The organism is Mesorhizobium sp. WSM3879 (assembly GCF_002294915.1).
GTDB lineage: Bacteria > Pseudomonadota > Alphaproteobacteria > Rhizobiales > Rhizobiaceae > Mesorhizobium.
Map to the genome: position 1 here is coordinate 130382 of NZ_NSFZ01000014.1, position 19297 is coordinate 149678.

Sequence of the window (19297 nt, forward strand, 5' to 3'; positions counted from 1 at the left end):
CACCGGTCAGCGCAGCGTCTCGAAATATTTCTCGTGGAAGATCACATAGCCGGGTTCTACCACTTTGAGATGCCGCGCGATCAGCCGATGAAAAGCCGGCAATTGATGGAACGGCACACCCGGATAGGCGTGGTGCTCGGCATGGTAGGGCATGTTCCAGGCGAGCTTGCGCACGAACCAGTTGGTCAGCGTCGTCCTGGTGTTTTCCAGCATATTGGCGACGAAGGGGCAGCGGCCATGCTCGGCCAGCAGATAAAGCCTGAGAAAGGGCTGCCCGAGCAGCGCCGGTACGAGCCAGACGTAGAGGATCACGGTCGCCTCGAGCCAGATCGCAAGCGTCAGCACGACGAGGTAGAAGGCGATCATCGCCCGCGCTTCGGCCTGGACTTTCGGCAAGCCTTTCGACGGCACATAGCTGTCCCGGCAGCGGCCGCTGGCATTTCTGTAGAGCGTCTTGAAATGACCCCACCACACCGGCAGGCCAGAGACATGGACGATGTACTGTCGCAAGGTCTCGGGCTTCGGGAAAGCCAGCTCCGGATCGTTCTGCGGGTCCTGAGTGAAGCGATGATGGGCGAAATGGAAATAGCGGAACCAGTCGGCGGGCAGCGCGATCGCCAGGCTGCAGAGCCGCGCGACGGCATCGTTCAGCCACTGCGTCTCGAAGGCCGTCCTGTGCACGGTCTCATGCAGCAGCGTGAACAGGAACACGATCAGGATGCCCTGCGGCAGCATCAGAACCGGCCAGTACGGCACCTTGGCCGCGATCAGCGCGCCGAGAGCGACGATGGCGCCGAGATGAACGGCGAATTGGATGATGCCCGGCAGATCGGACTTGCCGGTCAGCCGGCTGCGCTCCTCATGGGTCAGCGAGGCGATGACGTCGCGGTGGTCGATGGTGTGGTCGATGGCGCTCATGAGGCTACCGTACTGCAGAAAGAAAGCTTTCGAAAAACGAGCATGAGGGGCAGCGCCACACCTTTGCGACGCCGCCCCTCATCTGCTGCCGCCATCTTCTCCTCATTTAACAGGGAGAAGAGAGCTATCCTCAAAAGCTTTCCAGCCTCGCCCTTACCTTCGCCAGAAACGCCGTCCGGCTCTTCGGCGTTGAGGAATCCATCAGGTAGTGCGCCAGGAAGAATGTCTTGCAGCGGGGGGCGCAGATGGCGCGCATGCCGCGCAGGATCGTCTTGCGGCCGGGCTGGCCGACAACGACGCTCCACCACGTCGGCGCGCCACAGGTGGTGATGACGCCGACCTTGGTCACATGGGTCATCAGCGATTGGATCCGGCCTCTGCCGCGCGGCAGCTTGAAGGCGATGTCGGTCGCCCACACGCGATCGAACCAGCCCTTCAGCATCGCCGGCAATCCGTACCACCAGGTGGGGTAGATGAAGAGGATCGCCTCGGCCCATTGCAGATGCTCGAAATGCGGCCGGAGCGCGGGATCCTCAGGCGCGCGCTCGTTGTAGGAGCGCCGCTCTTCGCAGCTCATCACCGGATTGAACTTCTCGGCATAGAGATCGAGCAGCCGCACGTCCCAGCCTCGTCGCGTCAGCACCTCTATCGCCATGTCGCGGATCGCGGCGCAATAGCTCTCCGGCACCGGATGGCAATAGACCACCAGCACGCGCATCAGAATTGATCCATGCTCGCGGCCACCTTCGCCATGAAGGCCTTGCGCGTCTGATCCGTCGAAAGGTTCATCGAATAGTGTGCGAGGTAAGAGACGGGAGCGCCTGGCTTGATGGTGGCCCGCAGCGTGCGCTTCACCATTTTGCGCGGCGGATCGCCCATCAGCATGGCGCGAAAACGGCTGCCGCCATAGGTGGTGATGGCCGCGAGCTTGCGGACGTTGTGTAGCGTCGGCCGAACCTCGCCGTCGACCAGCTTGAACGATACGCCGGGCAGGAAGACGCGATCGAAGAAGCCCTTGAGGATCGCCGGATAGCCGTAATTCCAGACCGGAAACGACAGCACCAACGCTTCCGCCTCCTGAAGCCTTGCGATGTAACCGGCGACCGCGTCGTTCGGCCCGCGCTGATCGTGGTAGCCGAGCCGCTCTGCGCGCGTCATCCGCGGATCGAAGTCCTCGGCATAGAGGTCGCAGTCGTCGATCGTGTGGCCCGCCGCGCCGAGCCGCTCGACGATGGTCCGATGCAGTCCGGCGTTGAAGCTGGTCTCCACCGGATGTGCGTAGAGCACGAGGATGTTCACGGGAGTGGATCCCGCAGGTCAGCTCGACAAATCCCTGTTGTCCCATGCCACATCTCCTCCCTTGTGGGGGAGATGTCGCCAAAGGCGACAGGCCAGAGGAGGGTGCAGCGCCGGGCGCTCATCGCGATCACCTCGCCTTTTGCAGCCCCTTGAACAGGAACGGCTTGCCCGAGCGATAGTCATAGCCCGGATTCTCCCAGGCAATCATCTTGCCGGGGTTGAGCAATCCTTGCGGATCGGTCTCGCGCTTGAAGGCAAGCTGGACCTCGTCGGTCTGCTTCATGCCGCCCTCTTCCAGCGTGTAGCGATGCGGGTTGAAGATCCAGCAGCCATTGTCTTCGTGGATACGGATGATCTCGTCGAGCCTTTCTTCCGTGGTGAAGCGGACCAGCGGCAGCCCGGCGGCGCCGATCGCGCCGTCGAAGCGGATGAATTCGAGATGCGCCGGCACCTCGTCGCCGAAGCGGTCGACCATCGCCTTGACGTGTGCGAGATGGTCCGGCGACGGATAGCGCGCCTGCAGATAGGTGATGGTCGGATCGACCCTGATGGCGCGCAGCGTCGTGTGGTTCCAGGTCAGCTCGTAGGCCGGCGGCAATCCCTTGAGGTCGGTCTCCTGGTCGGCCCGGAAGACGATTTCGCCTTTGCTGGCCCGGACGAACGCGAGGAACCCATCCATCGCGTGCGGCGCGATCATGCACACCACGATGCTCTGCTCGCGCCGGAAGAACTTCTGGTGTCGCTTGAAATAATCGTAAGGAATGGGTGCCGCGATCGGCGTGATCAGCTTCGCCAATATGCCGTCCTGCTCGGCGAGGTCGTTGCCGAAGCCCGCTGCACCCATGAAATCGTCGAAGCCGACGATGACATCGACCCAATCGTAGGACGCCGTCAGCGGCATCTCAACCTCGGTGATGATGCCGTTGGTGCCATAGGCATGCATCACCTTGAGCACGTCCTCGCTCGAGAGGTCCATGACGCGCGGCTCCGCCTCCATCGTCACGGTCCGCAGCCGGATGACATTGCCGAGATCGCGCAATCCGCCCCAGCGGATCGAGCCGACGCCGCCAGAGCCGCCTGCGACGAAGCCGCCGATGGAGGCGGTGTTGTAGGTGGAGGGCGACATGCGCAGTTCCTGCGCGGAATGCGCCCGCGCGGCGCGATCGATGTCGGCCAGAACCGCTCCGGGCCCGGTCACCACGCGGCCCGGCGCGATCGCCTTCACTTCATTCATTTCGGCGAGGTTGAGCACCACGCCTCCTGACAGCGGCATCGCCTGTCCGTAATTCCCGGTGCCGCTGCCGCGCGGTGTGACTGGAACGCCGTGCCGGTGGCAGGCGGCCAAAACGCGGATCACCTCGTCCTCGTTCTTCGGCGTCACGATCAGGTCGCCGGTGACATGGTCGAGCTGTTGTTTGAGGACGGGGCTGTACCAGTAGAAGTCGCGGCTCTTCTGCTGGACGATGGCCGGATGGTCGTCGATCTTGAGGCTCTCGAGATCGCGCTTCAGCGCTGCGATATCCATCATCACACCATCAATTCGTCGAGTTCAGCATAGTCGGGCAGCCGGCGCTCGATCGCCCTGCCCTCGCGCACCACGATGCGATCCGATTCGGGCCGCGACAGCAATTCGGTCCAGCTGCGTCCCTTGAAGACGATGAAGTCGGCGCTGCCGCCGGCGGCGAGAGTGCCGACACCTTCCAGCCGCATCACCTCGGCCGGCGTCGCCGCTATCGCTTTCGGCCAGTCACCGACAGGGTGGTCGAGGTGCAGGATCCGTGTCGCGTTGCGGTAGACCTCCAACATATCGAGGTCGCCATAGGCGTAGAACGGGTCGCGCGTGTTGTCGGAAGCAACCGCCACCTTGATGCCGCGTGCCTTCATCTCGTGCAGCAGCGTCACGCCGCGCCAGCGGGGCGTCGTGCCGTTGTTGCGCCGGTCCTGCAGATAGAGGTTGCACATCGGCAGCGACACGACCGCCAGTCCGGCCTTCGCCACCTTGTCCAGCGTGTCGAGAACTTCGAGGTCGGGCTGGCGCGCCAGCGAGCAGCAATGCCCGATCAGGATATTGCCCCCAAAACCGTTCCACAGCGAAGCCTCGGCGATCTTCTTCAGCGAGACGGCCGCGACATCGTCGGTCTCGTCGGCATGGAAATCGAGGTCGAGCCCATGCTTGATGGCTTCAGCGAACACCTTGTCGAGCAGTTCCTCGAGGTCGGGCACCATGTAAGTGACAACGCCGAGCACGCCCTTGGCCGCGGCGACGCGTTTCGCCAGACGCTCGAACCAGGCCTTGTCGCGCACGCCTTCGATGCCAAGCAGACAGGCGGCCTGCAGCTCGATCCGGCCTCGCCATTTTTCCCGCATCGTCTCGAACACCGGCCAGGAAATTTCCTCCTGCGGCGCCACGCTGTCGAGATGCGTGCGCACGGCCTTGGTGCCGTGCGCGTAAGCGCATCGCAGCGAGAAATCCATGCGCCTCGCCACGTCCTCCGCGGTCCAGCGAGCGGCGCGGTCAGCGCCAGTTGCGTTGAGCGCGCCCATGAACGTGCCGTCGGGATTTGGCTTGCGCGGCCAGATATGGCCCTTGTCGATATGCGTATGGCAGTCGACGAAGCAGGGCAGCACGATGCGGCCGCCAAGCTCGATTGCATCGAATGGCGGCTCGGCTTTGCCGTGCGCAATGATGCTAGCAATCTTGCCGTCGGCGACGGCAATGTCGGCAAGCGCAAAACCATCGGCATCGAAGCTTGCGGCAAGGCCCGGCGTCAGCGATTGATGAACGCGGACGTTGGCGAGCTGGTAACGACCAGAGGCTGGGATCAACATTCAGGCACCCTAGCGCTCCTGCTTCAGCGCGCTCTCGTGCCAGCGGCGCAGGATGAGATGCGACACCAGCGACAGCACCAGGAAGATCAGGATGCCGGTGAGCGAGATCAGGATCAGCGCCGCGAACAGCCTGGGAGCATTGAGCCGGTAGCCCGCCTCGATAATGCGCGAGGCAAGCCCGGATGATTGCCCCTGCGCGCCGGCGACGAACTCGGCCACCACGGCGCCGATCAGCGACAGGCCGCCGGCGATCTTCAGCCCACCGAGGAAATAGGGCATCGCCGCCGGCAGGCGCAGATAGCGCAATTGCTGCCAGCGGGTTGCTCCGTTGAGCTTGAACAAATCGCGCAGGTTGCGGTCGACCGAGTTCAGCCCGAGCGTGGTGTTGGACAGGATCGGGAAGAAGGCGACGATCCAGGCACAGAGCAGGAGCTTGGTCGTCTGGTTGTTGATGTAGATGTTGATCAGCGGGAAGATCGCCACGATCGGCGTCACCTGCAGCACGATGGCGAAGGGGAAGAACGACATCTCCACCCATTTCGACTGCGCGAATAGCACCGCCAGCCCGACGCCGCCGATGACGGCAAGCAGCAGGCTGAGGAAGGTGATCCTGAGCGTCACCAGCAGCGAAGAGAACAACAGCCCGGCATCGTCATGCAGCGTCTGCAGCACCACGCCCGGGCGCGGCAGGATGTATTGCGGGATCCCGTTCCAGATGCAGATGCGATCCCACAGCCAGATCGCAAGCACCATGATCGCCAGCGGCAGTACCCATTTGCCGATCCGCTCCAGCCGCTCCTGGCGGACGCGGCGCGCCTCTTCCGGGTCGAGCTTCAGGGCATTGTCTTCAATGGCCGTCATGATGAGGTCCGGCGGTTGAGTTGATGGCATTGACCAGCACGTCCGAGGCCTGCCGGCAGAGCGCCGCATAGTCGGGCGAGGTCCGGAATGCCTCGTCGCGAGGATAAGGCGCTTCGATTGCAAGCTCGCCGTGGACGCGGCCCGGTCGTGCCGCCATGACGACGACACGGCTGGAGAGGAACACGCTTTCGAAGACGCTGTGGGTGACGAAGACGACGGTAAACCGCTCGTCCTGCCAAAGCTCGAGAAGATCGTTGTTGAGCTTGAAGCGGGTAATCTCGTCGAGCGCCGCGAAGGGCTCGTCCATCAGAAGAATGCGCGGCTTGGTCACCATAGCCCGTGCGATCGAGACACGCATCTTCATGCCGCCGGAAAGCTCGCGCGGCACGGCATTCTCGAAACCGGTGAGGTGCACGCGCGACAGCATTTCCATCACCGCGGGCTTGGCCTCCGGGCGCGATACGCCTTTCAGCCTGAGCGGCAGCCAGACATTGTCGAAGACGCTGGCCCATGGCAGCAGCGTCGGCTCCTGGAAGACGAAGCCGATATTCAAGCGGTCGATTGAGCCGCGCCAGTCGAGTTGACCGGAGGTCGGCGTCGACAGGCCGGCGATCAACCTGAGCGCCGTCGACTTGCCGCAGCCCGAGGGCCCGAGCAGGCTTAGGAAATCGCCTTCGCGGATCGCCAGGTCGACCTTGCTCAGCGCCGTGACGCCGTTGGAAAAGACCTTGCCGACATTGCGTAAGGAAAGCAGCATCGGGCTCTCACCCGATGCCGTTGCCTGCGCCACTTTCTCCTGGATCATCTCAGGCAGGCCGCCTTACTTCTTCAGTTCCCGCCCGACCCCCTTGTTGATGAAGGCGAGCGTATAGGCCTTCTTGATGTCGATGCCCGGCTGCGCGACCTTGGCCTTGACCATCTTGTCGTAGAAGCTCTGGATGCGCGCTTCGGTCATGCCGCCGATGCCGAGCTTTTCGGTATCGCCGGAATCGACAATGCCGAACTTCTTCAGCTGTTCGATCGAGAAGGCGATCTGCTCATCCGTCATGTCCGGATTGTCCTTCTTGATCATCTCGTTGGCGGCCTTGTTGTCGCCGTAGAGGTAGTTGTACCAGCCCTTGGCCGAGCCATCGACGAAGCACTGCACCACCTCCGGCCGCTTGTCGATGGTGTCCTGCATCACCTCAATGGTCGTGGCATAAGTATCCCAGCCATTGTCGGCGAGCAGGAACTGGTTCGGCACGAAGCCGCCCTGTTTCTGCACCGCGAAGGGCTCCGACGTGACATAGCCCTGCTGGATCGACTTCTTGTTGGCGATGAAGGGCGCCGGATTGAAGGTGTATGGCACGCGCTTGGCGGCATCGAAGCCGAGATCGGTCACCATCCACTGGAAGAAGGTCTGCGCGCCCTCGTCGCCGAGGATATACTGGTCGGCGTTCTTCAGGTCCTCCCACTTGTCCAGCCCTTCGCCCGGATGGGACATGATGACCTGCGGGTCCTTCTGGAAGTCGGCGGCGACGACGCGCATCGGGATGCCCTGCTGCACGGCGTCGAAGGCCGAGAGCAGGTTACCGCCCATGTAGAAATCGATCTTGCCGGCCAGCAGCATCGGCCGGCCGCTGACCTGCGGGCCGCCCTGCATGATGGTGATGTCGAGGCCGCAGGCGGCGTAGGTGCCGTCGGCGATCGCCTGGTAGTAGCCGCCATGTTCCGGCTCGGCCAGCCAGTTGGTGCCAAAGGTGACCTTCTCGTTGGCCGCAGCGCCCAGCGTGCTGGCCGCAAGCAGCGCGATCGCACCCGCCAGGATTTTTTCTTTTCCGTACATAAACATCACCCTCTCTTGGCTCCGGCGCGCTGCGCGCTGGGCTCCACTCCATTGGTTCAAGAAGCAAGACACATGCCACCGCCTTGGGCCGCCTGCTTGCGCGGCAGTCATTGCCGAGACCGGACGGGTCATGCTGTACAAATGGCATCGTGCCCATTTTTTGGACGCCTGTCCATAATCGGCCCGGCGGCATGCACCGCATCTTGAAGCTTTCATGAATCCGGCCTTAGTCTGCCTGCCGACAGGAGAATGCCATGCTCAATTATCTCGCCCCCAAGTCGATCAAGCCGCCCTTTGCCCGTTATAGCCATGGCGTTGAAATTCCAGCGGGAAAGCGCCTTGTGCTATGTTCGGGTCAGTTGGGCATCGCGCCGGATGACGCCGTCCCGGAGGATGCCGGCGCGCAAACCGAGCTTTGCTTCAAGAACATTGCCGCAATATTAAGCGAAGCCGGGCTGACGCTGAACGATGTCGTGCGCATCAACGCCTTCGTCACCGATCGCGCGCACCTGCAAGCCTATATGGACGTTCGCAATCGCCTTTTTTCCGATCCGGCGCCCGCTTCGACGCTGATGATCGTTTCAGGTTTTGCCCGCCCGGAATTCAAGGTCGAGGTGGAGGTTCTGGCAGCAGGCTAGCTGTTGCCCGGAATGGCCAGGCGCTTTAGACCTTCGGGCCGAACAGCAGACCATCGGGAGACGACAGTGACGACAAGACGTGTGTGGTGGGGCGACTATCGGACGACCGAATACGCCTCGATCGACGCGGAAGCGACGATTGCCGTTCTGCCGGTGGCCGCGGTCGAGCAGCATGGCCCTCACCTTCCCGTCTCGACCGACACCTCGATCATGATGGGCATGCTGGAGACGGTGATTGCGCGCCTGCCCGAGGACATCGACATCCGCCTCCTGCCGGTGCAGGCGGTGGGCAAGTCGAACGAGCATCTGCATGCGCCGGGAACGCTCACCTTGCCGGCCACCACCCTGGTCGACGCCTGGACCGAGCTTGGCCTCTCGGTCGCCCGCGCCGGGGTCAGAAAGTTGATCGTCGTCAACTCGCATGGCGGCAACGAGGAGATCATGGGCATTGTCACGCGCGAATTGCGCGTGCGCGCAAAGATGCTGGCGGTGAAGACGAGCTGGCAGCGCTTCGGCCGTCCCTCCGGCATGTATACCGAGCTCGAGGACCGTCACGGCATCCATGGCGGCGATGTCGAGACCTCGCTGATGCTGCATTTCCGGCCAGATCTCGTCGATATGGGCAAGGCCGACAATTTCGCCTCCAATGTCGGTCGCGCCGAAAAGGAATTCGCCCTGCTGCGGCACACCGGAACGCACGCCTTCGCCTGGATCGCCAGCGACCTCAATCCGAACGGCGTGGTCGGCGACGCCAGCATCGCCACCGCCGAAAAAGGCCGGCTCACGGCCGAGCATCAGGCCGATGGCTTCATCAGCCTGGCCAGGGATGTGCGTAAGGCGAGGCTTGCCGACTGGCTGGCGTAGCGGAACAGTGCGAGCTCAATCTCTAATGCTGAGTTCGAACGGAATCCCTTCAAAGGCATCTGCACCGCGCCCGATTGCTTCGACCGCCGCGATCATCCGGCCTTCTCGCCCAAGCAACATATCCGCAACGGCAATCAGCCTTGGATTGGGCGTCGCTGACGGCGAGAGAAAGCGCAGCGTCTTCGCCAGCTCCGCCTCGTCGCGTTTGGGCGCCAGTGCCGCCGCGATAATATAGGCCGATGCCGTCGAGCGGCTGATACCGGCATAGCAGTGCACGACCATCGGTTTGGCCCTGTCCCAGCGATAGGCGAAGTCGAGCAGCGCGCGCACATGCTCCTCGCCCGGCATGGTCATGCCTTCCTGCGCGGCGACGATGTCGTGCATGACGAGATGCAGATGGTTTTCGGCCAGTATCGAGGCCGGACGGATGATCCCGGTGCCGTCGGCGAGCAGCGACAGCAAGCGCTCCGCGCCGGTTCTCGCAACGGTCTCCTCCACCTTCGACAGCGAACAGACATGGATCATCGTCAGCACTCCTTCGGCGCATAGTCGCGCCGCGAGGCCCACGCTGCAAGCGCGCTCTCGAGCCGCTGCCACTCCTCTTCGCTGCCGGGCAGACCGACGCGCAAGGCGTGCGGACGATCGGCAAAATGGCGGACCAAGATACCGCGTTCGCCAAGAGCGGAGAACAGGGAGGCAGCATCGGAGAACGACAAATAGCGGAACAAACTGGTGCCGCCGGCGACCGCGATACCGAATCGGCTGAGCAGCGCGTCGAGGCGCTTGGCATCGGCTGCCAGGCCCTGTCGCATGTCATCCTGCCACCCGGCATCCGCCAATGCGCGGATTCCGTATTCAAGTGCAGGACCGGCGACAGCCCATGGCCCAAGCTGCGCCTCCAGCCGCTCGGCTGTCAGTTGGTCGGCCAGCGCGAAACCAAGCCTGACGCCGGCAAGGCCGAAGAATTTGCCGAAGGAGCGCAGCACCACCATACCACCCTGGCCCACATCGCCGGCAAGGCTGTGTTGGACCGGGCCGACATCCATGAAGGCTTCGTCGACCACCAGCAGGCCGCCCTTCGCGCGAAGCCGCGCAGCAAGGCCGACCAGGCGGTGCCTTTCGATCACTCGCCCATCCGGATTGTTCGGGTTGACCAGCACGGCAAGGTCAGCGTCCGCCAAGGCGTCGAAGTCGCCCACCTCCACAATCGCATGGCCTGCAATCGCGGCCGCCCTGGCGTGCTCGGCATAGGTTGGACCCAGCACCAGTGCCTTGCCGGGCCTCACCAGCGAAGCGACCCGCGGCAACAGGATCTGCGTGCCGGGCGCGGCCACGACATGCGCCGCCGACCGCGCGCCATACGCCTTGGCCGCAATTTCGGCCAATTCGCGCAGTCGTCCTGGCTCGGGCAATCGTGACAGGGCGGTGGCGGGCAGATCGAAAAGCGGATAGGAGTGCGGATTGATACCTGTCGAGAGGTCAAGGAAAGGCTGTGGCGCATGAGGAAAGAGCGCGCTTGCCCGGCCAAGGCTGCCGCCGTGATCAACCGCTGCAACCGCTCCGCTTAGAAGCTTCATGTCGATACTGATCGCTTTCCTGTCACTCGCCATCGAACGTGCCCTTGGCTACCCGGACTGGCTGTTTAACGCCATCGGTCATCCGGTAACCTGGATCGGCAGGCTGATATCCTTTCTCGATCGCAGGCTCAACCGCGCCACCGATTCCGACGAATTGCGTCGCCGCCGCGGCCTCCAGGCGCTTCTGGTCGTCCTGCTGGTGCCGGCGGCCATAGGCCTGGCGCTGCATGTCCTGCTCTGGCTGATCTTTCCGTCCGGCCTGGTCATCGCGGCCATTCTCAGCTCCTCGCTTCTGTCGCAGAAGAGCCTCGCCGAGCATGTCGAGGATGTCGCCGATGCGCTGGAGACCGGCGGCCTCACGCTCGGCCGCATCGCCGTTTCGCGCATCGTCGGCCGCGATCCGGACAAGCTCGACAGGGCGGGCGTTGCCCGAGCCGCGATCGAAAGCCTGGCAGAGAATTTCTCCGATGGCGTCGTCGCGCCTGCCATATGGACCGGTGTCGGTGGTTTGGCCGGGGGTGCTGCCTACAAGGCCGCCAACACCGCCGATTCCATGATCGGCCACCGCACGCCGAAATACGAGGCCTTCGGCCGGGCGGCCGCTCGCTTCGACGACCTGGTCAACCTGCCGGCATCGCGGCTCACCGGCCTGCTGATTGTGCTGGCGGCCTTCATCGTCAAGGGCGCCGACCCCCGCAACGCCTGGCAGGTCATGCGGCGTGACGCGAAGAAGCACCGTTCGCCCAATGCCGGCTGGCCGGAAGCCGCCATGGCCGGCGCGCTGGGGCTCGCCCTGGCCGGACCGCGCAGTTATGGCGGCGAGGTCGTCGAGGATGCCTTCATGGGCGAAGGCGGCAGGCGCGAGGCCGAAAGCACCGACATAAGGCAGGCGCTGGAACTCTATCGCGTCGCCGACGGGCTGTTGATCGGCCTGTTCGCGATTCTATCGGCGACGGTGATCTACCTGACCATTTTGATCGGCGGCTAAGGCGCCTCAGAATTCAATCCCCTGCTGCGCCTTCACACCGGCCGCGAAATGGTGCTTGGTCAGCCCCATCTCGGTGACGAGATCGGCGGCCTCGACCAGCAGCGGCTTGGCGTTGCGGCCGGTGACGACGACATGCAGGCCCTCGCGGCGCGCCTTCAGCGCCGCGACCACCTTTTCCAGCTCGAGATAATCGTAGCGCAGAGCGATGTTGAGCTCGTCGAGGACGACGAGGCTGATCGAAGGGTCGGCAATCAGCTCGAGCGCCTTCGCCCAGGCAGCCTCGGCGGCGGCAATGTCGCGCTTCAGGTCCTGCGTCTCCCAGGTGAAGCCCTCGCCCATCGCGTGCCAGACGACGCGATCGCCGAAGGCGGCGAAGGCATCCTTCTCGCCCGTGTGCCATTTGCCCTTGATGAACTGGACGACGCCGACGCGCTTGCCGTAGCCAAGCATCCTCAGCGCCAGGCCGAACGCAGCCGTGGTCTTGCCCTTGCCCGGCCCCGTATTGACGATCAGCAGTCCCTTCTCGATCGTCTTGCCGGCCACCTCGGCATCCTGCACCGCCTTGCGCTTGGCCATCTTGGCTCGATGGCGTTCGGCATCCTTGTCGTCGATGATCGTGTCTTTGATCTCGCCCATGTCACTTCACCTTGAGCGGCAGCCCCGCCACCATCATCAGCACGCTGTCGGCGACAGCCGCGACCTGCTGGTTGAGCCGCCCGGCGGCGTCGCGGAACCGGCGCGCCAGCGCATTGTCCGGCACGATGCCGAGCCCGACTTCGTTAGACACCACAAACCACGGTCCGCGCGGCTGCGAAAGCACATCCGAGAGCCGCCGGCACTCGGCCTCGATATCGTGGTCCGCCAGCATATGATTGCTCAGCCACAATGTCAGGCAATCGATAAGCACCGGCTGGTGATCGGGCAAGGCGTCGATCGCGCCGACCAGGTCGAGCGGCGCATCGACGGTGACCCAGCCTTTGCCGCGGCGCGAGCGATGCAGCGCGATGCGCTCGCGCATCTCCTCGTCATAGGCCTGCGCGGTGGCGATATAGGCCCAAGGCGACGGGCTTGCCGCCACCAGGCACTCGGCATGCGCGCTCTTGCCGGAGCGCGCACCGCCGATGATGAAGGTCAGATGGCCCTCCGCGCGATCAGGCAAAGCTGTCGCGCAGGCTGGTCGACGTACCGGTGAAGCGGCCGCGCACCACACCGACGGCCGCACCGAGCACCAGCCAGAAGACCAGATCGGTGAGGGTCACCGCCACCACGAACTGATGGTGCAGCCCCTCGGGAATCGCCGTCTCGAAGCTGACGGGCTGCGGCGCGCCGACTACGTGCGGAGCGACGATCAGCACGACCGCCAGAATTGCCAAGGGCAGCGACTTGCGAAAGGCGATCAATCCAAGGCCGACCGCGGTTGCGGCCACCGTCGAAATCCACCAGATCTGGCGCGGCAGAAGTTCCGCCGCCGGCATGGCCGGCAGTTCCGGCGGCAGGCCGAGGCCGGGCGCGAGCGTGAAAACCGCAAAGCCGGCAAGGCCCCAGAACACGCCCTGGCGCCAGCTGCCGATGCCACCGGCGAATTCCGAGACCGCGACCAGGATCAGCGCGAAGCCGATGCCGGTGACGATGTTTGCGACAACGTTGAAGGCGAAGCGCTCGAAGCCGTCGGCCGGAGCCCAGCCCTCGTCCTCGGTCGGAGCCGCCGCTTCCGTCGACGCAGGAGCGGCGCTGCTCATCGCATTGCCCGCCGGTTCGGCCGAGCTCATGGCAGTGCCAGTTCCAGTGTTGGCGGCATGGTCGTGGTGATGACCGCCACTCGCCTTTTCATAGACTTCCGCTTTGAGGATCAGCGGCACGGTCGCATAGGCCTGCATGCAGGCAAGCGCGATGCCCGCCACGAGCCCTGCGATCGCCGCGACGAACACGACGTTGCGAAACAGATTCATGATATCGGGCCTTCGTCAGTGGCAGGGAAAAGCCATCGAGTGACGATAGTCGTGGGCAGCGTTGTGGACCGCATCGATGTGCGAGAAGCCGACGAAACCGACGACGAAAATGCCGAGCAGCGCGGCGAGAGCCAGCTGCATGATGCGCGACTGCGAGGAGACGGAGGCGCCGAGGGAGACGGAAGCGGTATTCATGTCTTGTCCTTTCGCCCTCCACCCGAGGGCATCGAAGTCAACTTTCCTGTCGCCGGCAGGTCTCCTGGCTCGCGGATTCGCACCCTTCCCCACCTTCCCGAGGACAAACCTCAGTGGTATATGGAGAGGACTACCGCACACAGTTGCGGGGGCAGCCACGGCTTAGGGCAAAGACTCCACCCTCACCGCATTCCCTCTTGGCTCCAAAAACGGAACCGACGACGCCATCGACTATAGGCAGAATCGTCGCGACCGGCAAACCAAATTCCGTCACGCCGCAGCGTGATTGCGGCACCGGTTTCGGACTAAGATCCGGCGATCCGCTCGGCGACGAGCTTCTGCAATCGCCACAAATGGCGGTCGTGAATACCGCGCTGTTCGAGGTTCTTCACCGTGTTGTAGAGATAGTCGGCGCCTGAACCCCAGTGGCCGCACGAGGTCGCCAGCCTTTCGACCACCTCGTCTTCGTTGAGTGGGCCGGCATAGGTCGTGCCTTTGCGATTGATGACGAAGGCAAGCGCTCTCAACGGCCCCTTGTCGGTTGCGAGTTGCAGCAGGCGCGGTCGGTAGCTGGTCGGCTTCAGCGTCATCTCGCGGCGAAAAAGCCTGTCCAGCGCCTGCCGGCGGTCACCACCGTTCAGGCGGAAAGCAACGCCCTTGCATTGGCCGCCACGATCCAGCGCCATCATCAGGCCGGGCCTTTGCTTGGTGCCGCGCCAGCGCGTCATCTTCATGCAGAAGGAGCGATGCCAGCCGCGAGCCACGGCGACGCGCTCCTCAAAATGCTCGATTTCCGGTTTCCAGATCAGCGAGCCGTAGCCGAACAGCCAGAGAGGCTCGGTTGCAGGTAGCTCGGCCTCGAATGCATCCAGCATGGCTTCATAGTCGCTGTCCACGAGATGCTCGGCATCCGGGTCGGGCCCCGGGTCATCGACCGCGCGAAAACAGCGGGCGACCAGTTCCACGGTCAGCGACATCGTTCTTGCAGGCATACTTTGCAATCCTGGGCAGCCGGCGAAACCGCAGGCGATTACGAAGTGACCTTAAGGGCAGCACCCGGAAGCGACAATGGCCGCGCAATTGACAACGGTCCTGCCCGGGTGTCGGCTGTCATCAGCCAAGGGGAGCCGCTCATGCAGCCAAATCCTAGCGAACACAGCCGCTACAATGGCCTCACCAGCCTCGAGCCGACGTTGCCTGCAAGCGCCTATCGGGAAGCCGACGCTTACCGGCTCGATCTCGAAGCGATCTGGTATCGGAGCTGGCTCATGGTTTGCCGCGAAGCCGATCTCGCGGAACCTCTTGCCTTTCGAACCGCGCGTATCGGCTCGCAGCAGGTCGTCGTGCTGCGCGAAGAGGCCGGGAGCTTGCGCGCCTTCCACAACACCTGCCGGCATCGCGGCTCGCAGCTCTGCCAGGAAAGCGAAGGGCGGCTGAAGGCAAGGCTGCTCACCTGCCCCTACCACGCCTGGTCCTATTCGCTGCGCGGCGATCTCGTCCGTGTCCCATCGAAATCGCTGCCCGAAGGCTTCGACAAGGACAATTATCCGCTCTACCGGGTGGCGCTGTCAGTGTGGCGCGGCTTCGTCTTCATCAATCTCGCAGTGGAGCCCGATGGCTCGGCGGAAGCCTCCTTCGACTCCGCCTCCCGCGATCTTTCGAACTGGCCGCTGGAGACGCTCGTCCCCGGGCACCGGCTCACCAAGGTGATGAACTGCAACTGGAAAATCTTCTGGGAGAACTTCAACGAATGCCTGCATTGCCCGGGCGTGCACAAGGACCTGTCGCGGCTGGTGCCGATCTATGGGCGCGGCCTGATGGCGAGGCATGACGATCCGGAATGGGCGCGCTATGCGGATAATGATGCGCCGGAGTTTTCCGGCGGCCTACGCGCCGGCGCCGAGACCTGGTCGCGCGACGGACGCGTCCATGGGCCGGTCTTTGCCGGGCTGACGCCGGCCGAGCGAGCCGCCGGCCAGACCTACGCTACCTCGCTGCCCTCGATGTTCGTCGTCGGCCATGTCGACTATGTCCGCACGGTGCGTCTCGCCCCGCTCGGGCCGGAGCAGACGGAACTCACCGCCGAATGGCTGTTCGCGCCCGATGCCCTGGCACAAACCGATATCGACAACATCGTCGCCTTCGGCGCGCAGGTGCTGGAGGAGGACGCCGCGATCTGCGAGATCAACCAGAAGGGCATGCACTCGATCCGCCACCAGGCCGGCGTGCTGATGCCCGAGGAGTACGATTTGCGCCGCTTCCACGAGTGGGTGCGTGGGCGCCATGCCGCGTTGCAGCCGGTCAAAACGACTTCGGCAGATAGCGCCAGGTGAAGAAGCCACAGAAGGCGGCCAACAGGCCGAGCGTGACGAACACCGAGCCGAGACCGAAGAAGGAGAGCACCACCGAATAGACCAGCGGCGGCGTCAGCTCGGAGAAATCGAGATAGGTTCGGTAGACAGCCGCCATCTGCGCTCGTTCATAGGAACGCACTGAGCGCATGAAGGCTGTCGAGCCCAGCGCGTCGAGCGCAATGGTGAACAAGGCGCCGCCGAGCAGGAAGGCGGCGGTGAGCAGCGGCGCGGCGGCGCCGACGCCGCCGGCCACGAAGAGCATCGCCGCCATGGCGAAATAGGCGAAAGCCATGGTCCGACGGCCGCCGAAGCGCTTTCCCGCCCTGCCCCAGAAGATCGCCATGAACAGAAGCGCATTGCCGGCCGAAACCAGCAGCCCGCCGGCAAGCTTGCCCTCGCCCGTGATCACATGAACAGCGGGCCATAGACGAAGAAGGTCGTCCAGAAACACGAGCGCCCGAAGGCGATCAGCCACGCGAGGCGCAACCGCGGCTGCGCGACGAAGCGGCCGATATTGGCGAGCGGGTTGATCGGACGGCTCTTGCCGGGACGGATCGAAGGGTTGTCGCCCAGCCGATAGGTCCAGAACAACGCCAGCAGCGGCAGCGCGAAAGCCACGACCGCGCCGTTTGCGGCATAAATCCCGAAGCGCGTATAGAGGAAAATGCCGAGCGTCGGCCCGCCGGTCCAGGCGAACATCGACCAAGCCATGCGCAGCGATTCCGCCTGCATGAAGTCGGTCTTGCGGATATGGTCCATGATGTAGAGGTTAAGCGTGATGGACAGCGCGCTCGCCCCCATGACACGGCACATCCCGGCGAGTTGTCCCGGCAGCGTGTGGGTGACGAAGAACACCGAGCCGATCGCCAGCATAAGGCAGCCGGCCGTGTAGACCCAGCGCCGCGCGAAGCGGCGGATCAGCATCGGCATGAACAGCGTCACCGACAGCCCGAGCAGCGACACGATGGTGTAGAGGATCGAGACGATCTGCTCGTTGTGCAGGATTTCGTAGGCCTGGATCGGGATGACGCTGGAGATGGTGGCGCGAGCAAAGGATTCGACCGCATAGAGCGAAGCGAAGGTGCGCGCATCGGCGGGCCTGAGAGCCGGAAGCCAGATCGGATGGCGCACATGGGTGGACATCGGCCCTCCGAAAAGTGAATCGCTCGCCAAATCTGGCCGGACCAGTCGCGGACCGGTAGCAGGAAACCGACTCCGAGAGGCCGAAAAGCGAAGCCGGCCAGAGGCTTTCCGCCGCTGGCCTAAAGCGGCTTGCCATTCCGCCTGAATCGCAGCAGCCGATCCACCCTCTGTTGTTCGCCCGAACCGTGATAGTCGTTTGGCACGACTGAATCGGATTGCGAGATCAATGACCCTTCAGACGACCGGCGTCGCCGTTCAAGACGCGCCGAAACACGGCCGCATCGTCGCCATCGACGTCCTGCGCGGCATCGCGCTGATCGCGATGGCGAGCTATCATTTCACCTGGGATCTCGAAAACTTCGGCTACACCTCGCCGGGCCTCACCGCCTTTGGTTGGTGGAAGCTCTACGCCCGCTGCATCGCCTCGACTTTTCTGTTCCTGGTCGGTGTCAGCCTTTTCCTCGCACATGGCCGCCATATCCGCTGGCCTGGCTTCTGGAAGCGCTTTGCAATGGTTGCGATTGCGGCGATCGCCATCTCGGTCGTCACCTATATCGCCACGCCGGACGGCTTCATCTTCTTCGGCATCCTGCACGAGATCGCGCTGGCAAGCCTGCTCGGCCTGGCTTTTCTCAGGCTGCCGACATTGCTGACGGCGATCGTCGCCGCGGCCGTGATTGCGGCGCCCTATTATCTGCGGTCGGAAGTCTTCGACCATCCGGCGCTGTGGTGGGTCGGACTGTCGCCGACCAACCCGCGCTCGAACGACTATGTGCCGCTGTTTCCATGGTTCGGCGCAGTGCTTGCCGGCATTGCGGTCGTCAAGCTCGCTTCGGCATCCGGGCTTCTCGCCCGGCTGGCGACCTGGATGCCCGGCCGCTGGTCGACCCCGCTGACTTTTATCGGCCGGCACAGCCTCGCCTTCTATCTCATCCACCAGCCGCTTCTGTTCGGCGCGGTGTGGCTGTTCTCGCAGGTCATGCCGGCCGCGCCACAAGACAAGGACGCTGGTTTCCTGTCGGCTTGCCAGGCGCAGTGCGAACAGCAACGGGACAGCAAGTTCTGTTCCAGCTATTGTGGCTGCATGCTGGACACGCTGAAGGGCGAAGGGTCTCTCGACAAGCTCTACAGCAACGACCAGTCCAGCGCCTGGAAATCGCATCTGGCCGATCTGGCGAGCACTTGTACCGCCGCGACCGAGGACGAGATGGAAGGAGGGCAGCAATGACAGGCATCGCAAAGCCCGGACACGGGATCATCCCCTGGCCACCTGTGATCTATGTCGTGGCGATCGCACTGAGCGTCGTGCTCGGCATGCTCTACCCGCTGCCCTGGATCGGGGACATATTCGGCGCTATCCTCGTCGGCGCCGGCTGGGTAGCGCTCTTTGGCGTGGCAGCGCTCTGGGTTACCGCGATCCGCGCGATGGTGCGCGCCAGGACGACGCTCAATCCCAATGCCGAGCCCGACCATCTGGTGACATCGGGGCCCTTCGGCATCACCCGCAACCCAATGTATCTCGCCAATACGCTGCTGTTGATCGGCGTCTCCTTCATCACCGGTATCGTATGGTTCCTGCTGTTTGCCTTCCTCGCTGCCTTCGCGACGCAGAAAATGGCGATCGAGAAGGAGGAAAAGATACTGGCGGCAAAGTTCGGCAAGAAATACCGCGATTACGCCAAGCGGGTCCGGCGCTGGATCTGAGGCTGTATCGACAATGAAGGTTGCTGGGTGCGAGCAGGGCCGCACCTCGGCGATTAGCAGAAGCATCCGTGACATCCTAGAGCGGGATGAAATTGTTGGGAGTCGTTGAGGATTCCCAAATCAGCGGGTTTATGATTCACCATTCATGCTGGG

Annotated in this window: 21 protein-coding genes, 1 pseudogene and 1 riboswitch; of the genes and pseudogenes, 6 read left to right on the forward strand and 16 right to left on the reverse strand. The window is 63.6% G+C overall.

What is annotated here, in order from left to right; all coding sequences use genetic code 11:
- Nucleotides 1-6 precede the first annotated feature (6 nt).
- The 8 genes from CK218_RS25520 to CK218_RS25555 all read right to left on the reverse strand — a co-directional run bounded on the left by CK218_RS25520 (nt 7) and on the right by CK218_RS25555 (nt 7732).
- Nucleotides 7-897, reverse strand: a complete 891-nt coding sequence (locus CK218_RS25520) for a fatty acid desaturase family protein (RefSeq protein ID WP_066998128.1) — start codon at nt 895-897, stop codon at nt 7-9.
- A gap of 151 nt (nt 898-1048) precedes the next feature.
- Nucleotides 1049-1636, reverse strand: a complete 588-nt coding sequence (locus tag CK218_RS25525) for an NAD(P)H-dependent oxidoreductase (RefSeq protein ID WP_095778509.1) — start codon at nt 1634-1636, stop codon at nt 1049-1051.
- Nucleotides 1636-2217 (reverse strand): NAD(P)H-dependent oxidoreductase, encoded by a 582-nt coding sequence (locus tag CK218_RS25530; protein WP_095829294.1) that lies wholly within the window; start codon nt 2215-2217, stop codon nt 1636-1638. Before CK218_RS25530 ends, CK218_RS25525 begins: the two co-directional genes overlap by 1 nt.
- A gap of 127 nt (nt 2218-2344) precedes the next feature.
- A complete protein-coding gene (locus CK218_RS25535; RefSeq protein ID WP_095829295.1) occupies nt 2345-3742 on the reverse strand; it encodes an FAD-binding oxidoreductase in 1398 nt (465 codons plus the stop codon).
- 2 nt (nt 3743-3744) lie between these two features.
- Nucleotides 3745-5043, reverse strand: a complete 1299-nt coding sequence (locus tag CK218_RS25540; RefSeq protein ID WP_095829311.1) for a cytosine deaminase — start codon at nt 5041-5043, stop codon at nt 3745-3747.
- Nucleotides 5044-5055: 12 nt separating this feature from the next.
- The gene (locus tag CK218_RS25545) at nt 5056-5907 is read right to left on the reverse strand and encodes an ABC transporter permease (protein WP_066999589.1); all 852 of its coding nucleotides are present in this window, start codon (nt 5905-5907) and stop codon (nt 5056-5058) included.
- Nucleotides 5894-6712, reverse strand: coding sequence for an ABC transporter ATP-binding protein (locus tag CK218_RS25550; protein WP_066999585.1), 819 nt, complete (start codon nt 6710-6712; stop codon nt 5894-5896). Before CK218_RS25550 ends, CK218_RS25545 begins: the two co-directional genes overlap by 14 nt.
- A gap of 15 nt (nt 6713-6727) precedes the next feature.
- Nucleotides 6728-7732 (reverse strand): ABC transporter substrate-binding protein, encoded by a 1005-nt coding sequence (locus CK218_RS25555; protein WP_095829296.1) that lies wholly within the window; start codon nt 7730-7732, stop codon nt 6728-6730.
- A gap of 254 nt (nt 7733-7986) precedes the next feature.
- Between CK218_RS25555 and CK218_RS25560 the strand changes: the two genes are divergently transcribed.
- Together CK218_RS25560 and CK218_RS25565 are read left to right on the forward strand one after the other, a co-directional pair.
- A complete protein-coding gene (locus tag CK218_RS25560) occupies nt 7987-8370 on the forward strand; it encodes a RidA family protein (RefSeq protein ID WP_067329236.1) in 384 nt (127 codons plus the stop codon).
- A gap of 66 nt (nt 8371-8436) precedes the next feature.
- On the forward strand, nt 8437-9234 hold the full coding sequence (locus CK218_RS25565) for a creatininase family protein (RefSeq protein WP_095829297.1): 798 nt from the start codon (nt 8437-8439) through the stop codon (nt 9232-9234).
- Between the two features lie 15 nt (nt 9235-9249).
- Here the strand turns inward: CK218_RS25565 and CK218_RS25570 are convergent, their stop codons facing one another.
- Together CK218_RS25570 and cobD are read right to left on the reverse strand one after the other, a co-directional pair.
- Nucleotides 9250-9759, reverse strand: coding sequence for a tyrosine phosphatase family protein (locus tag CK218_RS25570; RefSeq protein WP_095829298.1), 510 nt, complete (start codon nt 9757-9759; stop codon nt 9250-9252).
- Nucleotides 9760-9761: 2 nt separating this feature from the next.
- Nucleotides 9762-10811 (reverse strand): threonine-phosphate decarboxylase CobD, encoded by a 1050-nt coding sequence (gene cobD, locus CK218_RS25575; RefSeq protein WP_095829299.1) that lies wholly within the window; start codon nt 10809-10811, stop codon nt 9762-9764.
- Between cobD and cbiB the strand changes: the two genes are divergently transcribed.
- The gene (gene cbiB / locus CK218_RS25580; RefSeq protein WP_095801967.1) at nt 10810-11799 is read left to right on the forward strand and encodes an adenosylcobinamide-phosphate synthase CbiB; all 990 of its coding nucleotides are present in this window, start codon (nt 10810-10812) and stop codon (nt 11797-11799) included. The two genes, cobD and cbiB, sit on opposite strands and share 2 nt — an antisense overlap.
- Before the next feature lie 6 nt (nt 11800-11805).
- On the opposite strand, the gene cobO is transcribed toward cbiB, so the two are convergent.
- From cobO to CK218_RS25605, 5 genes are all read right to left on the reverse strand, one after another.
- Nucleotides 11806-12435 carry a cob(I)yrinic acid a,c-diamide adenosyltransferase gene (cobO, locus tag CK218_RS25585; protein WP_095829300.1) on the reverse strand — a complete coding sequence of 210 codons (630 nt, stop codon included), beginning with the start codon at nt 12433-12435 and terminating at the stop codon, nt 11806-11808.
- 1 nt (nt 12436) lies between these two features.
- Nucleotides 12437-12958 carry a bifunctional adenosylcobinamide kinase/adenosylcobinamide-phosphate guanylyltransferase gene (cobU, locus tag CK218_RS25590; RefSeq protein WP_095829301.1) on the reverse strand — a complete coding sequence of 174 codons (522 nt, stop codon included), beginning with the start codon at nt 12956-12958 and terminating at the stop codon, nt 12437-12439.
- Nucleotides 12951-13748, reverse strand: a complete 798-nt coding sequence (locus tag CK218_RS25595) for a CbtA family protein (RefSeq protein ID WP_095829302.1) — start codon at nt 13746-13748, stop codon at nt 12951-12953. The genes cobU and CK218_RS25595 overlap by 8 nt, the downstream gene beginning before the upstream one ends.
- Nucleotides 13749-13763: 15 nt before the next feature.
- The gene (locus tag CK218_RS25600) at nt 13764-13943 is read right to left on the reverse strand and encodes a CbtB domain-containing protein (RefSeq protein ID WP_095780832.1); all 180 of its coding nucleotides are present in this window, start codon (nt 13941-13943) and stop codon (nt 13764-13766) included.
- A gap of 36 nt (nt 13944-13979) precedes the next feature.
- Nucleotides 13980-14178, reverse strand: a riboswitch (cobalamin riboswitch).
- 70 nt (nt 14179-14248) lie between these two features.
- The gene (locus tag CK218_RS25605) at nt 14249-14935 is read right to left on the reverse strand and encodes a gamma-glutamylcyclotransferase (RefSeq protein ID WP_067329219.1); all 687 of its coding nucleotides are present in this window, start codon (nt 14933-14935) and stop codon (nt 14249-14251) included.
- Between the two features lie 141 nt (nt 14936-15076).
- Here CK218_RS25605 and CK218_RS25610 point away from each other — a divergent pair, with 141 nt between their 5' ends.
- The gene (locus tag CK218_RS25610; protein ID WP_095829312.1) at nt 15077-16276 is read left to right on the forward strand and encodes an aromatic ring-hydroxylating dioxygenase subunit alpha; all 1200 of its coding nucleotides are present in this window, start codon (nt 15077-15079) and stop codon (nt 16274-16276) included.
- Here the strand turns inward: CK218_RS25610 and CK218_RS31500 are convergent.
- Nucleotides 16245-17440, reverse strand: a pseudogene (locus CK218_RS31500) (MFS transporter). The gene CK218_RS25610 and the pseudogene CK218_RS31500 overlap by 32 nt on opposite strands.
- A 226-nt stretch (nt 17441-17666) precedes the next feature.
- Here CK218_RS31500 and CK218_RS25620 point away from each other — a divergent pair.
- A complete protein-coding gene (locus CK218_RS25620; protein ID WP_067329215.1) occupies nt 17667-18668 on the forward strand; it encodes a DUF1624 domain-containing protein in 1002 nt (333 codons plus the stop codon).
- The gene (locus tag CK218_RS25625) at nt 18665-19144 is read left to right on the forward strand and encodes an isoprenylcysteine carboxylmethyltransferase family protein (RefSeq protein ID WP_067329213.1); all 480 of its coding nucleotides are present in this window, start codon (nt 18665-18667) and stop codon (nt 19142-19144) included. Before CK218_RS25620 ends, CK218_RS25625 begins: the two co-directional genes overlap by 4 nt.
- Nucleotides 19145-19297 lie beyond the last annotated feature (153 nt).

What these genes read in the sequence shown, in the direction of transcription:
- cobD (WP_095829299.1), bottom strand. Translation starts at nt 10,811, where the DNA reads ATGAAGCTTCTAAGCGGAGCGGTTGCAGCGGTTGATCACGGCGGCAGC.
- CK218_RS25595 (WP_095829302.1), bottom strand. Translation starts at nt 13,748, where the DNA reads ATGAATCTGTTTCGCAACGTCGTGTTCGTCGCGGCGATCGCAGGGCTC.
- CK218_RS25545 (WP_066999589.1), bottom strand. Translation starts at nt 5,907, where the DNA reads ATGACGGCCATTGAAGACAATGCCCTGAAGCTCGACCCGGAAGAGGCG.
- CK218_RS25560 (WP_067329236.1), top strand. Translation starts at nt 7,987, where the DNA reads ATGCTCAATTATCTCGCCCCCAAGTCGATCAAGCCGCCCTTTGCCCGT.
- CK218_RS25620 (WP_067329215.1), top strand. Translation starts at nt 17,667, where the DNA reads ATGACCCTTCAGACGACCGGCGTCGCCGTTCAAGACGCGCCGAAACAC.
- CK218_RS25555 (WP_095829296.1), bottom strand. Translation starts at nt 7,732, where the DNA reads ATGTACGGAAAAGAAAAAATCCTGGCGGGTGCGATCGCGCTGCTTGCG.
- CK218_RS25610 (WP_095829312.1), top strand. Translation starts at nt 15,077, where the DNA reads ATGCAGCCAAATCCTAGCGAACACAGCCGCTACAATGGCCTCACCAGC.
- CK218_RS25525 (WP_095778509.1), bottom strand. Translation starts at nt 1,636, where the DNA reads ATGCGCGTGCTGGTGGTCTATTGCCATCCGGTGCCGGAGAGCTATTGC.
- CK218_RS25600 (WP_095780832.1), bottom strand. Translation starts at nt 13,943, where the DNA reads ATGAATACCGCTTCCGTCTCCCTCGGCGCCTCCGTCTCCTCGCAGTCG.
- CK218_RS25625 (WP_067329213.1), top strand. Translation starts at nt 18,665, where the DNA reads ATGACAGGCATCGCAAAGCCCGGACACGGGATCATCCCCTGGCCACCT.
- CK218_RS25535 (WP_095829295.1), bottom strand. Translation starts at nt 3,742, where the DNA reads ATGGATATCGCAGCGCTGAAGCGCGATCTCGAGAGCCTCAAGATCGAC.
- CK218_RS25550 (WP_066999585.1), bottom strand. Translation starts at nt 6,712, where the DNA reads ATGATCCAGGAGAAAGTGGCGCAGGCAACGGCATCGGGTGAGAGCCCG.
- cbiB (WP_095801967.1), top strand. Translation starts at nt 10,810, where the DNA reads ATGTCGATACTGATCGCTTTCCTGTCACTCGCCATCGAACGTGCCCTT.
- CK218_RS25605 (WP_067329219.1), bottom strand. Translation starts at nt 14,935, where the DNA reads ATGCCTGCAAGAACGATGTCGCTGACCGTGGAACTGGTCGCCCGCTGT.
- cobO (WP_095829300.1), bottom strand. Translation starts at nt 12,435, where the DNA reads ATGGGCGAGATCAAAGACACGATCATCGACGACAAGGATGCCGAACGC.
- CK218_RS25570 (WP_095829298.1), bottom strand. Translation starts at nt 9,759, where the DNA reads ATGATCCATGTCTGTTCGCTGTCGAAGGTGGAGGAGACCGTTGCGAGA.